Origin of the sequence: Kutzneria kofuensis, assembly GCF_014203355.1 — a bacterium.
Lineage (GTDB): Bacteria > Actinomycetota > Actinomycetes > Mycobacteriales > Pseudonocardiaceae > Kutzneria > Kutzneria kofuensis.
The window spans coordinates 7,226,620-7,241,456 of record NZ_JACHIR010000001.1 but is presented as its reverse complement, the minus strand read 5'-3'; the positions used below and the strand labels follow the sequence as shown (position 1 = coordinate 7,241,456).

Below are 14,837 nucleotides of genomic sequence, written 5' to 3'. Positions count from 1 at the left end.
GCTGCCCGATGCTGGAGAGATCATGGACGAGCGAATGGGGCCGGGCTGGCCGCTGGGCCGGTGGTACCTGGCCGTGGTCGTGGTGATGGTGTTGGTGGTGGCCGCCGCGGTCGGCGTCGGCGCGTGGGGGCTGCACGGCCTCTACGTCGCGCGGGCGCTGGTCGTCGACCAGATCGATCCGGCCGCGCGTGAGGCGCTGGTGTTGTCGAACGCCCTGGTCAGCGAGGAGAACGGGCTGCGCGGCTACGTGCTGACCGGTCGGCAGGACTTCCTCCAGCCGTACCACGAGGGCCAGCAGCAGGAGGCGCAGGCCGTGCAGGTGCTGCGTGGGCTGCAGACCGGCGACCTGGCGTCGGCGAGCGCGTCGCTGGACGCCGTGCAGCGGGCCGCCGACCAGTGGCGGGCCGAGTACGCGGCGCCGGCACTGGCCCAGGCCAGCGCCGGTGACATCGAACGCGGCAAGGCACTGTTCGACCAGGTCACGGGCGCGTTGCGGGTGCAGGAGACGCAGCTGGCCGACGCTCGGGCGTCCGGCCGCGCGGTGTTGAACACCGCCGCCGACAACCTGATCGTGGTCGGTGTTGTCGTCGTGGTGACGCTGCTGGCGCTGATCCTCCTGCTGTCGCTGCTGGCCCACTACGGCGTGGTGCGGCCGCTGTCGAAGCTGGCGACGGAGGTGCGGCTGGTCGCGGACGGCCAGTTCCAGCGCAAGGTGTCCGGCAGCGGGTCGCGGGAGTTCGCCGGCCTCGCCGCGGACGTCGACCAGATGCGGCTGCACATCGTGAACGAGCTGGACACGCTGCAGCAGGTCCACGACGAGCTGGAACGCTCCAACCGCGACCTGGAGCAGTTCGCCTACGTCGCCTCGCACGACCTGCAGGAGCCGCTGCGCAAGGTGGCCAGCTTCTGTCAGTTGCTGGAGCGGCGCTACAAAGGGCAGCTGGACGAGCGGGCCGACCAGTACATCGCCTTCGCCGTGGACGGCGCGAAGCGGATGCAGATCCTGATCAACGACCTGCTGTCGTTTTCCCGGGTCGGGCGGCTGACCAGGGAGCAGGTCGTCGTCGACTGCAACGACATACTCGAGCAGGCGAAGGCCAACCTGGGCACGATGATCGAGGAGTCCGGCGCGCAGATCGAGGCCGGTCCGCTGCCGTCCGTGCGGGGCGAGCCGGCGCTGCTCACCGCCGTGTTCCAGAACCTGATCGGCAACGCCGTGAAGTTCCACGGCGACGACCCGCCCAAGGTGACGCTGTCGGCCGAGCGTGACGGTGAATTCTGGACCTTCACCTGTGCCGACAACGGCATCGGGATCGAGCCGGAGTACGCTGAGCGGGTCTTCGTGATCTTCCAGCGGCTGCATCCGAAGGACGCCTACCCGGGCACGGGGATCGGCCTGGCGATGTGCCGGAAGATCATCGAGTATCACGGCGGACGGATCTGGCTGGACACCGACGCCGACCGGGGCACCGTGTTCCGGTTCACCCTGCCGGTCGTCGAGGAGGAGCAGGACCAGTGACGGAATCGTTCGTCGAGGTCGTGGACGTGCTGCTGGTCGAGGACGACCCGGGCGACGTGCTGATGACCCGCGAGGCGTTCGAGCACCACAAGCTGCGCAACAAGCTGCACGTGGTCGCCGACGGCGTGGAGGCGCTGCAGTTCCTGCGCCGCGAGGGCGAGTACGCCGACGCGCCGCGGCCCGGGCTGGTGCTGCTGGACCTCAACCTGCCGCGCAAGGACGGCCGCGAGGTGCTCGCCGAGATCAAGTCCGACGAGTCGCTGCGCAGCATCCCCGTCGTCGTGCTGACCACGTCGGAGGCGGAGGAGGACATCCTGCGCAGCTACGACCTGCACGCCAACGCCTACGTCACCAAGCCGGTGGACTTCGACCGGTTCATCGACGTCATCCGCCAGATCGACGACTTCTTCGTCACCGTGGTGAAGCTGCCCCGCTGACCTCGGCCAGCAGCGCCCGGATCGCGGCGGCGCGGCTCCGGTCGGCCAGCGGCAGGGCGGCGGTCAGCAACTCCGCCACGCCGTCGGCGCGGCCGGCCCGGTGACGGGCCTCGGCCAGCGAGTGCATCGCGGTGGCCATGCCCCGCTGGTTGTCGAGTTCCCGCCAGACGGCCAGCGCCTCCTCGAGGTGGCCGATCGCCTCGGCCGGGTGACCCGCCTGCAGGAAGGACATGCCGACCTGCTCGGACGCGTGCCCGAACATGGGCCGGTTGGCCGCGCCCGAGGCGGTGAGCACGGCGGCGCCGCGGCGGCCGTACTCGAGCGCCCGCGCGGAGTCGCCCCGCGCCGACAGCGCGATGCTCAGGTTGAACGCGGCGATGGCCTCGAACAGCGGATTGGCCTGCTCGTGGGCGCTGTCCAGGTCCCGCTCCAGCAACTCCAGCGAGCCCCGCAGCCGGCCCAACATCACGTGCGCCACGGCGAGGTTGGCCGCCACCGCGGGATCGGTGCGGTCGAGCCCCGCCAGGATCTCCGCGGCGACCTCGTGGCAGGCGATGGCCTGGTCCTCGTGGCCGGGCAGGAAGTCGTAGGCCACGCCGGCGTCGTTGCACAGCCGCGCGATGTTGAGCGGGTCGTCGGTGCGGCGGGCGGCGGCCAGCCCGATCTCGATCACCTGCAGCCACAGCACCCAGTGGCTCGTGCCATAACACAGCACCGCCAGCGTGGCCGCGAGCTGCGCGGCGTACCGGTCGTGCCCACGGTCGGCGGCGGCCCGGACCGTGGCGGCGAGGGTGGGCAGCCGATCGGCCGCCCAGGTCAGCGCCGCGTCGTAGCCGGTCGGCGGCGGGTGCGGACACCGCGCGTCGGCAACGATGTCGCCGAGCCCCGGCATGAGCTCCGCCCGTACGGCATGCGCCGCGGCGAGGGCACAGGCCAGCAGCCTTGAGACGGCCGCGTCGGCTTCGGGCTCGTCCTGTTCCGCCGCGAAGATCCGGAGCAGGTCGTGCAGCCGGTAGCGGTCGGTTCCGGTCGGCTGGACCAGGTGTTGCCGCACCAGGCCGGCCACCGTGTCGCGGGCCGTGCCGAGGTCGACGCCGAGCAGGGCGGCCGCCTCGTGCAGGTCGATGTCGGTGCCCGGATGCACACCGAGCAGCCGGAAGGCGCGCGCCTGCTCGGGGTCGAGGGACCGGTAGGAGAGGCGGAAGACCGCCCGCACGTCCGACAACTCGTCGTCGTCCTGCGCGAGCACGTCGAGGCGGTCCTCCTCGCGCCGCAGCTCGTCGACCATGTCCGTGAGTCCGTACGCGCCGGAGCCGATCCGCTCGGCCGCCACCCGCAGCGCCAGCGGCAGGTGACCGCACTGGTCGGCGAGCTCGCTGGCGGCGTCGGGGTCCTCGCGGACCTGGTCGGCTCCGAGCACGCTGGCCAGCAGCGCCACGGATTCGGCCGGCGACAACGTGTTCAGGCCGACCCGCGGCCCGCCCAGGATCAGCCGGTTCCGGCTGGTGACGAGCGTGAGGCAGCCCGGGGCGTCGGCCAGCAGCGGGCGCACCTGGTCGGCGCTGACGGCGTTGTCCAGCACCACGAGGACCTTCCGGCCGGCCAGCAGTGACCGGTAGCGCTCGGCGCGGTCGGCCGGCTGCTCCTCCGCACCGAGCGCCCGCAGCATGCGGTCGAGTGCGTCGGCGGGGGCGACCGGCCCGGACCGGGTGTCGAAGCCACGCAGGTCGACGAACAGCTGCCCGTCCGGGAACCGGTCCGCGACCAGGTGCCCGAACCGGATCGCCAGCGTGGTCTTGCCGACGCCCGCCGGGCCGTCGATGACCACCACCGAGCCGGGCCCGACGGCCTGCAGTTCCCGCAGATGCCTTGCGCGGCCGGTGAAGTGCGCGCCACCACCGTGCGGCAGCTGGGCCGGCACCACCGACGGCTTGTCGGGTTCCGACCGCACGAGCTCGTACGCCTCGCGCAGGCCCCGACCGGGGTCGATGCCGAGTTCGTCGTCCAGCGCCCGCCGGACGCGGTCGTAGGTCCGCAGCGCCTCGGCGGTCCGGCCGCTGCGGTGCTGCGCGGTCATCAGCATCTCGTGCAGACGTTCGGGCAGCGGGTTTTCCCTGGCCAGCTCGGAGAGATCGGCGATCGCGTCGGCCGGGCGGCCGATCTCCACCAGCGCGGCGCAGCGCAGTTCCTGGACGTCCAGGAAGAGCGCGTCGAGCCGCTCGCGCTCGCGCTGGACGAACGGGCCGACCGCGCCGCCGAGCGGCACGCCGCCCCATTCCCGCCGGGCTCGCTCGCATTCCGCCAGCACTGCCCCGTGGTCGTCCGCCGACCACAGCCGGCGCGCGGCGCGGAAGGTCGCCTCGAACCGACGCACGTCGACGGTCTCGGCCGGCAGCGCCAACCGATAGCCGGCCCGGCTGCCGATCAACGCCTTGTCGCCCAAGGCTTTCCGCAGGATGGAGGCGTACGTGTACACAGTGGACCGTGCTGTCCTCGGCGGCGCCTCGCCCCACAGCGCGTCCACCAGATCGTCCGCGGACACGGTCTCGTCCACGCTCAGCGCCAGCCGTGCGAACAGCGACCGCGGCCCCGGCGCGCCGAGGTTCAGCTCCGCGCCGGCCAGCGTCGCGCCGACCGGGCCGAGCAGCCGCACCGCCGGATCCACCACCGGGCCATTCGAGCGGACCCCGGGTCGCGCGCGCAACCCGCTCCGCTCAAGTCTTGATCAAGTGCACCTCAGCCCTGCCTTAATCACCGGCTTCGGCTGCCCGCGATGACCGTGTCGCTTGCCGGCCTCGCGGCCGCGGCCGTAGCGTCCGTTCAGCATTCGCCCAACGACGGAACGGATGACCACGATGGCCACGGCGTTTCGCTCGCCAGCGACCCACCGCGTCCGTTCCCCGCACGAATACCACCTGGACAAGCGCGCCGCCGAAGCGCTGCTGACCGATGTCACCGCGCTGGTCGAATCGGGAGTCCGGCCGACCGAGCCGGAGTTCTACGACCGGCACTGGCTGGACGTGGAACTGCTTCCCACGGGGCTGCGGGACTTCCTGCAGCGGTTCCGGATGACCGAGTCGCACGCCGCGTGCCTGATCCAGGGCCTGCCGGTGGACGACGTCGCGATTCCGCCGCACTGGGACGTGCCACATTCCCGGAACCACACCCTCGTCCCGGAAACCATTATGGCGCTGTGCGCGATGTGCGTCGGCGATCCCTTTGCCCGCGACTGCGTGCAGAACGGCCGGATGGTGCAGAACATCCTTCCCACCGGATCGGACCGCCGCGATCTGCACACGGAGAGCGGCTCGCACTGCGACTACCTGGCGTTCCTCGGCATGCGCGATGGCCACGTCACGCTGGCGTCGGCGCGGGACGTGGATCTCGACGACGGCACCCGGGAAGTCCTCGCCGAGGAGCGGTTCCGCTTCGCCGCGGGGCCGGCGGCCGTGCTGTTCGGCGACCAGATCGAGCCGTACCTGCGGCTCGACCGCTGCCTGCCTCTCGACCCCGGCGCCCGGCAGGCCCTCGACCGGCTGCTGGCCGAGCTCGACCGGGTCCAGCAGGAGGTCGCCGTCGCCCCCGGCAGCCTGCTGATCGTCGACAACTACCTGGCCGCGCACGGCCGGCTCGGCGGCGACTGGCTGAAGCGGATCACCGTCAGCCGCAACCTCCGCCGGATGGCCGGCGGCGGCCGGCACCCGCGGATCCTCTGACTCAGCGCCAGCTCGGCAGCCAGAGTTCGGCCTGCCACTGGGCGTTGCTGATCGGGACGCCGTTGAGGATCGGCCACAGCCAGACGAAGTCGGCCACCACCAGGCCCGTGTAGATGGCCACCAAGAGCAGTCCCGTGCCGCGGCGTTCGGCGCCGGCCTTCGCGCGGCCGAGGATGTCGCCGCACGCCAACACCAGGCCCAGCACCAGGAACGGCGCCATCGGGGTGACGTAGAAGAAGAACATCTGCCGGTCGATGCTGATGAACCAGGGCAGCAGGCCGGCCATGTAGCCGACCATGACGGCGGCGTGGCGCCAGTCGAACCTGACCAGGGCCCGCCACAGCGACCAGCCGATCATCGGGAACGCCAGCCACCACATCGCCGGCGTGCCGACCAGCATCTCCGCGCTCACGCACTGGCTCGCGCCGCACCCGGCGGCGTACGGGCTGGGGCTCTGCTCGATGTAGTACAGCATCGGCCGCAACCCCATCGGCCAGGTCCACGGCTTCGATTCCCAGTAGTGGTGGTGATTGCTGCTGAGCAGGGTCTCGTGGAAATGCAGCACGTCGGCCTCGTAGCCGAGGAACGACTGGAAGACGGAGGCGTACGTGTGCCGGTCGACGCCGGTCTCGCTGCCGAACCAGCCCCACCACATGGCGAAGTACACCGCCACCGGAATCACCACGAGCGACCACAGCGCCGGCAGCACGTCCCGGACCAACGCCCCCACCCACGGGCGGTCCACCCCGGCGGCGCGCCGGGCCGTCGCGTCCCAGATCACCGACAGCAGGCCGAAGGCGACGATGTAGTAGATGCCGTTCCACTTGACCCCGCAGGCCAACCCCAGCGAGATGCCGGCGGCGAAGCGCCACCACCGAAAGCCCAGACGCGGGCCCCACGGAGATTCCTCCGCCCAGCCCTCGCCGACCGCCACCGCCAGCCGATTCCGTACCTGGTCGCGGTCGACGAGCAGGCAGCCGAAGGCGATCACGACGAACAGGGCGACGAAGATGTCGAGCAACGCTGTCCGGGACTGGACGTGGCTCACGCCGTCACAGATCAGGAACACGCCGGCCAGCGCGCCGAGCATCGTCGACCGGGTCAGCCGCCGTCCGATTCGGACGATGAGGAAGACGCACACGGCGCCGGCGACCGCCGAGGAGAACCGCCAGCCCCAGCCGTCGTAGCCGAACAGCCATTCGCCGATGGAGATGAGGTACTTGCCGACCGGCGGGTGGACGATGAACGCGTACTTCTCGCCGACGTCGTCCTCGTAGCCGCCGTTGCGCAGCATCTGCCACGCTTCCGGCGCGTAGTACTTCTCGTCGAAGACGGGATAGCCGCGGTCGGTCGGCGAGCCGAGATGCCAGAACCGGACCAGGCCGCCGACCAGGGTGACGGTGATGGTGACGAGCCAGCCGCGAAGGGTGTCGGTCGGCCGCCAGACGGCCAGCCGGTCCAGCGGCCCGGCGGTGGACGGCTGCGTCGCCGGCGGCAGTTCCCCGACGTCCACAACGCCGTCGATCGTCCCCATGCCGGGAGATCCTGCCGTACCCGGCGTGAGCACCGGGTCAGGGCGCGTCGAACGCGAGCGGGGCTCAGGCCGCGCGGGCCGGCATGGAAACCGAGACGGCCACGGGTCCGTCCACCGCGACCCGCAGCCCGGCAACCGTGTTCTCGTCGACGGCGTCCATCGCGTCCTGCTCGCGGTACACCCGGTCCAGCACGTCGGCGATGTCGTGGAACGTGTCGCTCATGACCATTCACTTCCTCGGTCCGGTAGTCGGTACGACCAGAGTGCGGGCCCGTTCTCCATGTCTTCTCCACGGGCACTCGAGACCCAACCGAAGGCCCGCTTTCGTTGCCCGTGCGGGCAACGACAGCCAGTGGCCGGCGTCACCTGGGGTGCACGTCCAGTTCGAGACCGTGCGGGATGAGGACGCTGCGGAAGCGCGGCACAACCGTGCGGCCCTCGGGAAGGCTGAATCGCCACCGCCGGCACAGGGTGGTCAGCGCCGCCACCATCTCGGCGTTGGCGAGCAACTCGCCGAGGCACCGCCGCGGGCCGAGACCGAACGGCAGGTAGCTGCGCTTCACGTCGGGATCCATGTCGCGCCAGCGGTCCGGGTCGAACTGCTCGGGACGGTCGAAGACCCGCGGTTCCCGGTGCAACAGGAAGGGGCTGATGATGAAGTCGGTGCCGGCCGGCAGGTGGTGGCCGGACAGCTCCACCGGCCGCGTCGAGTTCCGGCTGAAGATCCAACCCGGCGGGTACAACCGCATCGTCTCGGCGATCACCCGGTGCACCACCTCGCCCTCGGTGTCCTCGGCGATCCGGTCGGCGGTCTCCGGATGCGAGGCCAGCAGGCACAACGCCCACGACAGCACGTTCGCGCTGGTCTCGATGCCGGCGAACAGCACCGTCATCACCTGGTCGGCCAGTTCCTCGTCGGTGAACGGGGGCAACTCCTCCTGCCGCCCGGTCACGATCGCCGACGCCAGCAGGCCGTGGCCCTGGTGCGCGGGGCACTGGCCAGCCTGTTCGTCCACGGCGCGGGCCTGCTTCACCAGCCGTGCGACGGCATCACGCGCCTCGGCCCGCGTCTTCTGGTAGAGACGGTTGTGCGCGGTCGGCAGCAACTGCGCGAATGACGGCAGCACGAGCTGATAGAAGGCGCCCTCGGTGAGAATGGGCATCATCCGCACGAATCGTTCGACTTCCGCCTCGTCAATGGTGGGCAGCAGCGCGCGAACGGTGATCCGGGAGGTGAATGCCATCATTTCCGCGGCCACCCGCACCGGTTGTCCCGGCCGCCACGATTCGGCCAGCACACTGGCCGAATCGTCGATCATTTCACTGTAACCGTTGACCGCGGCGCGGTTGAACGCCGGCCGCAGCAATCGACGGGCCCGCTTGTGCTCGTCGCCGTCGCAGGTGCCGACGCCGTTGCCGAGAATGGGCCGCATCGCGTCCCAGAACGGGCCGCCCTTGCCGTAGTCCTCGGCCTGCTCGGCCAGCACCCGGTTGACCACCGCCGCCTTGCACAGCAGCAGCGCCCGCCGCGGGCCGAGCCGCAGCTCCACCAGGTCGTGCCCGCTGTCCCGGCACGCCGCCAGGAAGCCCGCCGGGTCCCGCATCAGGCTCGGCGCATGGCCGACGAGGGCCCATGCCGACGGCGCCGACGGCACTCGCGACGTTTTCGGCTCGGGCTTCGACACGATAGTCATCATTCGCCCCCTGAATTCTCGAGTGGGTCCACCCATTCGCGGCAAGAGCACCGATATTGAGCTCGACCTCGGCCATCCGGGGCAAGACGGGTTCCGCCGGGCGGAACATGCCGGCCGCACTACGTACGCCGCGTGCCGACTACGTAGACGGCGGCCCGCACTGCGTACGTGGAACCGCCCACAGGAAGCTGCGTATCTTCACCAATAGCTGGCTCAGGACCGTTGGGTGGAGGCTGTACCCGCCAATTGCCGTCACGAGCCGGAGGTGTGACGTGGAGGATCAGCGGTTGCCACGATCGATCGGGAAGGCCCTGTTGGTTTTCGCCGCGCTGCGCGAGGCCGGCACGCCGATGCGGCTGACGGAGCTGAGCGTTCGCACCGGGATCGCGAAGTCGACCACCCACCGCATGCTGTGGGCCCTGACCTCGGCCGGCCTGGTCACACGGGTCGGCAGCCACTACCAGCCGGCCCGGTTCTCCTCGACGACGACGCCGAAGTCCGGCGCGCACTACGACGCGCTACGCCGGCTGGCGCCGTTCCTGGGCGATCTCCTGGTGCGTACCGGCATGACCGCGAGCCTCGCGGTGCTCGACGGGACGGAGGTGGAGTTCGCGCACCGCGTCTACGGCCACCGCCACGTGTGGGGCCCGAGCGACGACACGGGCCGGGTCGCCGCCCACCTGTCGGCCGCCGGGCGGCTGCTGCTCGCGTACGACGAAACCGCGGCGCGCGGCGTGATCCGGCTGGCCGGTCTCGGCATCCGCGAGGCCGCCGAGCTCGGCGGCGACCTGATGCGGATCCGGCAGCGCGGGTTCGCGGAACTGACCGGCCCGCACGGCGGCACGTGCCTGGCCGTGCCGCTGCGGCTGCCGAGGCCGCCGGCGATCGCGCTGGTGGTCGAGGGCGCGAACGGACAGGCGGACCGGGCACGAGCCCTGCTCTGGCTGCGCAGGGTGTCGGACGCCGCGTTGCGTGAAGTGTGTTGGGCGGCCTAGGACACCCGGCGGTCGACGACCCAGGCCGCGAGCTGTGCGCGGGAGGTGAAACCGAGCTTCTTCATGATGTTCGCCAGGTGCTTCTCCGCCGTGCGGATGGAGATCACCAGGCGCGCCGCGATCTCCTTGTTGGACGCCCCCACCGCGACCAACTCGGCGACTTCGAGCTCCCGGCCGGTCAGGGTGGTCGGGACATGGCCGGCTGCCGCCGCCACGACGGTGGCGCACACCGTCAACAGGTGCTCGACGGCGTCGTCGAGGTTGGCGCCGATCGCCGTGCCTCCCGCGTACGCCGTGCCGTATCGCTCGTCCCCCAACGCCGACCGCGCCACCTCCTCGCACTGGCTGCGCGGCACGCGCCAGTTGTCGGACGTGACGACGAGTTCGCTGCCCATGTGCCGCCACACCATGCTCGCGACGCCCAGCGCTTCGGCGGCCTGCTGCGCGGAACAGGCGGAAGTCGCGATCCACGCCACCGTCTCGCACAGCACGGCGAGCCCGAGCAGGTCGTTGAACTCCGACTTGAGCCGGAGGCTGGTCATCGCGTGCCGGGCCGCCTCCGCGTGCCGGCCCACCCGCCAGTTGGCCAGGGCGACCGCGTAGTGCGCGTACGAGTTCGCCCACCGCTCGCCCCGTGCCTCCGCGATCTCGATCGCCTCGGCCGCGCGTGCCTCGGCCCGGACCAGGTCGCCGCCGGTCGCCGCCACCATCGCCATCGACGCGTAGGCCAACACGATCCGGCAGTCGATCACCTCGGCGTGCCGGTAGAACTCGGCCGACCGCTCGTAGTACGTGTCCCCGAGTTCGAACTCGCCGCGGATGAACGCCGAACCGCCCGTGATCAGCATCGCGTTGGCCGCCATCAGCGGATCGCCCGTCCGGTCGGCGATCCCGGCGGCCTGCTCGGCGAAACGCCTGCCCTCCGGCAGTTCGCCGAGCGCCGTCGCGGCGTAGGAGTTGATCCACAGCGCGTCCTGGCGAACGGCGTCGGGCAGGAGTTCGAGGGCCAGCACCCGATCGAGCCAGCGCCTCGACTCGCCCAGGAACCCGCAGAGCCAGTAGAAGTACATCCCGGTCGCCAGCCGGGCGCCGACGAACTTCCGCACCGGATCGCCGAGACCGAACTCCAGTGCGGCGCGCAGGTTGTTGTGCTCACGGCGCATCTGCGCGAGCAGCTCGATCTGGTCGGGGCCGCACCATTCCCGGCCGATGCGGTCGACCAACTGCCGGAAGTGGTCGAGGTGCCGGCGGCGGAACCGCCGCTCGTCGCCCGACTTCTCCAGCAGCCGGAGCCCGTAGTGGCGGATCGTGTAGAGCATGCGGAGCCGGGTCACGCCGCCGACCTCGTCCCGTACCAGCACGGACTTGTCGACCAGGCCACCAAGCAGCCTCAGCAGCGCCGATGCGGGAATCCGCTCGTCGGTGCACACCGCGGCGGCGGCCTCGACGGTGAACCCGCCGGTGAACACCGACGCCCGCGCCCACAGCGTCTGCTCGTCGGGGGCGCACAGCGCGAAGCTCCAGTCGACCGCGGCGATCAACGTCTGCTGCCGTGACGGCCGGGCCGCGGCCTCGGCCGTCAGCAGGGCGAACGTGTCGTCGAGCCGGGTGAGGACATCGCTGGCGGACATCACGCGCAACCAGGGCACGACCAGCTCGATCGCCAGCGGGATGCCGTCCAGCCGCGAGCAGATGCCGAGCACGGTGTCGCAGTTGTCCTCGTTGACGGTGAAGTGCGGCAAGGCGAACGTGGCCCGGTCGGCGAACAGGGCGACGGCGTCGTCGGTCTGGTCGGCCACGTAGCGGTCGGGCACCGACAGCGGCCGGATCGGGAGGAGTTGCTCGCCGCCGATGCCGAGGACGTGCCGGCTGGTGGTGAGGAACCGGACCGCGGGCGCCACCGCGAGCACGGCCGTCAAGAACTCGCGGCAGGCGGCGACCATGTGCTCGCAGTTGTCGAGCACGATGAGCATGGTTTTGGCGCGGAGGAAGGACAACAGCTGCGCGGTGGGTTCGGCCGGCACGTCACGCAGGCCGAGCTCGACCGCCGCGACCTGCGGCAGCAGATCCGGGTCGCTCAGCGCGTCCAGCTCGATGACCACCACGCCGTCGGCGAAGTCGGGGGCCGACTCCCGCGCGATCCGCTGCGCGATGCGGGTCTTGCCGACACCGGCCGGGCCGACCAGGGTGAGCAGCCGAGCCGTGGCGAGGAGGCGACGGGCTTCCGCGAGTTCGGTGTCCCGGCCGACGAAGGTGGTCAGCTGGCTGCTCACGGCGTGCTCCCACGCTGGCGGTTCGGCGCACCGCGGCGGTCGGCGACCCAGGCCGCGAGCTGCGCCCGGGAGGTGAAGCCGAGCTTCTTGAGGATGTTGGCCAGGTGTTTCTCGGCGGTCCGGGTGGAGATCACCAGCCGGGCGGCGATCTCCTTGTTGGACGCGCCGGCGGCGGCCAGCTCGGCGACCTCGATCTCCCGGCTGGTCAACACCGTCGGCGCGGCCGCGTGGGCGGCGGCCAGGTCCGTCGCGACCCTGAGCGTCTGCACCACGGCGTCATCGACGGTGGCGGCGCTCGCCGCGCCCCTGGCGTGGATCGACTCGTACCGCTCGTCGCCCAGCGCCGCTCGCGCCGCCTGCTCGCAGCGCCGGTGCGGCAGCGCCCAGTTGTCGGACGCGAGGAACACCTCGCCGCCGGTGTGCCGCCACAGCGAGCTCGCGATGCCGAGCACCTCCGCCGCCTGCGGCATCGCGCCGGCGGAGCCCGCGATCCACGCCATCAGCTCCACCAGCAGGGACAGCCCGAGCAGGTCGTTGAACTGGTCCTTGATCCGGATGCCCGTCATCGCGTGCCGGGCCGCCTCCGCCGTGCGGCCCATCTTCCAGGTGGCCACCGCCACCGCGTAGTGCGCGTACGAACGGGTCCACCGCTCGCCGTGCGCGTCGGCGAGTTCGATCGCCTTCTCGGCCGCCGCCACCGCCCGGTCGTGGTTGCCGGCGAAGGCCGCGCTCATGCCCAGGGCCGCGTGGGCGAGGATGGCCTGGCAGTCGATCACTCCCGCTTTCGCGTAGTGGTCGACGCACTGGTGGTAGACCTCCTGGCCTCGTTCGAGCTCGCCGCCGACGAATGCCGATCCCCCGTAGGCCAGCAGCGCGTTGGCCATCATCAGCGGGTCGCCGGTGTCCCGCGCGATCGCCACCGCCTGCTCGCCGAGGCGCCTCCCGGTCGGGAGCTCGCCGAGCGCCGTGGCGGCGTACGAGTTGATCCACAGCGCGTTCTGCCTCGTGTGGACGGGCAGGTCGTCGAGTTCGAGCACGCGGTCCAGCCAGCGGCGGCCCTCGCCGATGAAGCCGCAGTCCAGCCAGTAGAACTGCAGGGCCGTGGCCAGCCGCGCGCCGACAATCCGTCGTTGCGGGTCGCCGAGGGCGAAGTCCAACGCCGAGCGGAGGTTGTTGTGCTCACGGCGGGTCACCGCCGCCAGCTCCACCTGGTTCGGGCCGAGCCACTCCCCCGCGCAGCGTTCCGCCAGCTGCAGCATGTAGTCGAGGTGGCGGCCGCGGATCCGTCGCTCGTCGCCCGATTCCGCCAGCAGCTGCAGGCCGTACTGGCGGATCGTGTACAGCATGCGGAGCCGGGTCACGCCGTCGACCTCGTCCCGGATGAGCACCGACTTGTCCACCAGGCCGCCCAGCAGCCTCAGCACCGCCGACGCCGGGATCCGCTCGTCCGCGCACACCTGCACGACCGCTTCGACCGTGAATCCGCCGCTGAACACCGACGCCCGCGCCCAGAGGATCTGCTCGTCCGGGGCGCACAGCGCGTAACTCCAGTCCACCGCCGCGATCAGCGTCTGCTGCCGCGACGGTCTCGCCGCCGCTTCCGCCGTGATCAGCGTGAACGTGTCGTCGAGCCGGCTCAGGACGTCGTGGGTCGAGAGCACCCGGAGCCAGGGCACCACCAGTTCGATCGCCAGCGGTATGCCGTCGAGTCGCGAGCAGATGCCCAGCACCGTGTCCCAGTTGTCGTCGTCCAGCCGGAAGTGCGGCAGCGCACACGTGGCCCGATCCGTGAACAGCGTGATCGCGTCGTCGGTGGTGTCCGCCGCCCGCTTCGGCACCGACAGCGGCCGCACCGGCAGCAGTTGTTCGCCACTAACGCCCAGCACGTGCCGGCTTGTCGCCAGCACCCTGACCTCCGGCGCCGTCTCCAGCACCGCATTCACGAATTCCCGGCAGGCCGCGGCCATGTGCTCGCAGTTGTCCAGCACGATCAACATCGACCGATTTCGTAGAAAGGACAACAACTGTGGCATCGGCGCCACCGACACGTCCCGTAATCCCAGTTCCGCCGCCGCCACCTGCGGTAACAGCCCCGCGTCCGTCAGCGCCTCCAATTCGACGAAGACCACCCCGTCGTCAAAGGCACTGCCCGCCTTCGCCGCCACGTGCTGCGCCAGCCGCGTCTTGCCGACGCCGGCCGGCCCGATCAGCGTCAGCAGCCGCACCGCCCCCAACAGGTGGCATGCCTGGTTCAGTTCGTTGCCCCGGCCAACGAAGGTGGTCACTTCGCTGATCAATTAACGCTCCCGGGTGGCCCGCCTGCGACTTGGCGAAGACGAACGTAATACAGGACATGAACAGGCGCAATCCCGACCAACCACCCGGTTTATCAATAAAGATGGGATAATCCGACGGCCCGTTTTCCGCTCGGGTCGAGCTCCCGTTCCGGCCGACGGAACGCCCTCTGACCGAACGGCGGACGCCCTGGCCGCCTTCCGACCAGGGCCGCTCGAACTCCGCCCTTCCCCGTCGATCCTCAGCCCGCATGACGCTGCCTCGGTCTGCGGTGGCGTCCCGGAAACGCGCACCCCCGATCCCGCACGATCAACGCCCTGCGGACCTGGTTCGGGATCGTCCGGCGCAGTCGCCCGACATCCAGCGGCACCGAC

General features: G+C 71.0%; 10 protein-coding genes. 4 read left to right on the top strand and 6 right to left on the bottom strand.

Going from position 1 to position 14,837, the window contains the following annotated elements; translation table 11 throughout:
- Positions 1-22 precede the first annotated feature (22 nt).
- Both BJ998_RS33045 and BJ998_RS33040 read left to right on the top strand, forming a co-directional pair.
- Positions 23-1,519, top strand: coding sequence for a sensor histidine kinase (locus BJ998_RS33045; RefSeq protein WP_246488704.1), 1,497 nt, complete (start codon positions 23-25; stop codon positions 1,517-1,519).
- The gene (locus BJ998_RS33040; protein WP_184867235.1) at positions 1,516-1,956 is read left to right on the top strand and encodes a response regulator; all 441 of its coding nucleotides are present in this window, start codon (positions 1,516-1,518) and stop codon (positions 1,954-1,956) included. The genes BJ998_RS33045 and BJ998_RS33040 overlap by 4 nt, the downstream gene beginning before the upstream one ends.
- Here BJ998_RS33040 and BJ998_RS33035 read toward each other — a convergent pair.
- Positions 1,931-4,624, bottom strand: a complete 2,694-nt coding sequence (locus BJ998_RS33035) for an AfsR/SARP family transcriptional regulator (RefSeq protein ID WP_184867234.1) — start codon at positions 4,622-4,624, stop codon at positions 1,931-1,933. The two genes, BJ998_RS33040 and BJ998_RS33035, sit on opposite strands and share 26 nt — an antisense overlap.
- A 178-nt stretch (positions 4,625-4,802) precedes the next feature.
- On the opposite strand from BJ998_RS33035, the gene BJ998_RS33030 reads away from it, so the two are divergent.
- The gene (locus BJ998_RS33030; RefSeq protein WP_184867233.1) at positions 4,803-5,672 is read left to right on the top strand and encodes a Fe(II)-2OG oxygenase family protein; all 870 of its coding nucleotides are present in this window, start codon (positions 4,803-4,805) and stop codon (positions 5,670-5,672) included.
- A gap of 1 nt (position 5,673) precedes the next feature.
- Here BJ998_RS33030 and BJ998_RS33025 read toward each other — a convergent pair whose 3' ends face one another.
- The 3 genes from BJ998_RS33025 to BJ998_RS33015 all read right to left on the bottom strand — a co-directional run bounded on the left by BJ998_RS33025 (position 5,674) and on the right by BJ998_RS33015 (position 8,891).
- Entirely contained in the window at positions 5,674-7,206 is a 1,533-nt protein-coding gene (locus tag BJ998_RS33025) for a dolichyl-phosphate-mannose--protein mannosyltransferase (protein ID WP_184867232.1), read from the bottom strand.
- Positions 7,207-7,270: 64 nt separating this feature from the next.
- Entirely contained in the window at positions 7,271-7,429 is a 159-nt protein-coding gene (locus tag BJ998_RS33020; RefSeq protein WP_184867231.1) for a hypothetical protein, read from the bottom strand.
- 139 nt (positions 7,430-7,568) lie between these two features.
- Entirely contained in the window at positions 7,569-8,891 is a 1,323-nt protein-coding gene (locus BJ998_RS33015; protein WP_184867230.1) for a cytochrome P450, read from the bottom strand.
- Between the two features lie 296 nt (positions 8,892-9,187).
- Here BJ998_RS33015 and BJ998_RS33010 point away from each other — a divergent pair, with 296 nt between their 5' ends.
- On the top strand, positions 9,188-9,895 hold the full coding sequence (locus BJ998_RS33010) for an IclR family transcriptional regulator (RefSeq protein WP_184867229.1): 708 nt from the start codon (positions 9,188-9,190) through the stop codon (positions 9,893-9,895).
- Here BJ998_RS33010 and BJ998_RS33005 read toward each other — a convergent pair.
- Together BJ998_RS33005 and BJ998_RS33000 are read right to left on the bottom strand one after the other, a co-directional pair.
- The gene (locus tag BJ998_RS33005) at positions 9,892-12,168 is read right to left on the bottom strand and encodes an ATP-binding protein (protein WP_184867228.1); all 2,277 of its coding nucleotides are present in this window, start codon (positions 12,166-12,168) and stop codon (positions 9,892-9,894) included. The two genes, BJ998_RS33010 and BJ998_RS33005, sit on opposite strands and share 4 nt — an antisense overlap.
- Positions 12,165-14,453: an ATP-binding protein gene (locus BJ998_RS33000; protein ID WP_184867227.1), complete on the bottom strand. Its 2,289-nt coding sequence runs from the start codon at positions 14,451-14,453 to the stop codon at positions 12,165-12,167. Before BJ998_RS33000 ends, BJ998_RS33005 begins: the two co-directional genes overlap by 4 nt.
- Positions 14,454-14,837: the final 384 nt, after the last annotated feature.

Bases quoted from the DNA above. Each gene is read 5' to 3' on its own strand.
- BJ998_RS33045 (WP_246488704.1), top strand. From the start codon at position 23: ATGGACGAGCGAATGGGGCCGGGCTGGCCGCTGGGCCGGTGGTACCTG.
- BJ998_RS33030 (WP_184867233.1), top strand. From the start codon at position 4,803: ATGACCACGATGGCCACGGCGTTTCGCTCGCCAGCGACCCACCGCGTC.
- BJ998_RS33025 (WP_184867232.1), bottom strand. From the start codon at position 7,206: ATGGGGACGATCGACGGCGTTGTGGACGTCGGGGAACTGCCGCCGGCG.
- BJ998_RS33020 (WP_184867231.1), bottom strand. From the start codon at position 7,429: ATGAGCGACACGTTCCACGACATCGCCGACGTGCTGGACCGGGTGTAC.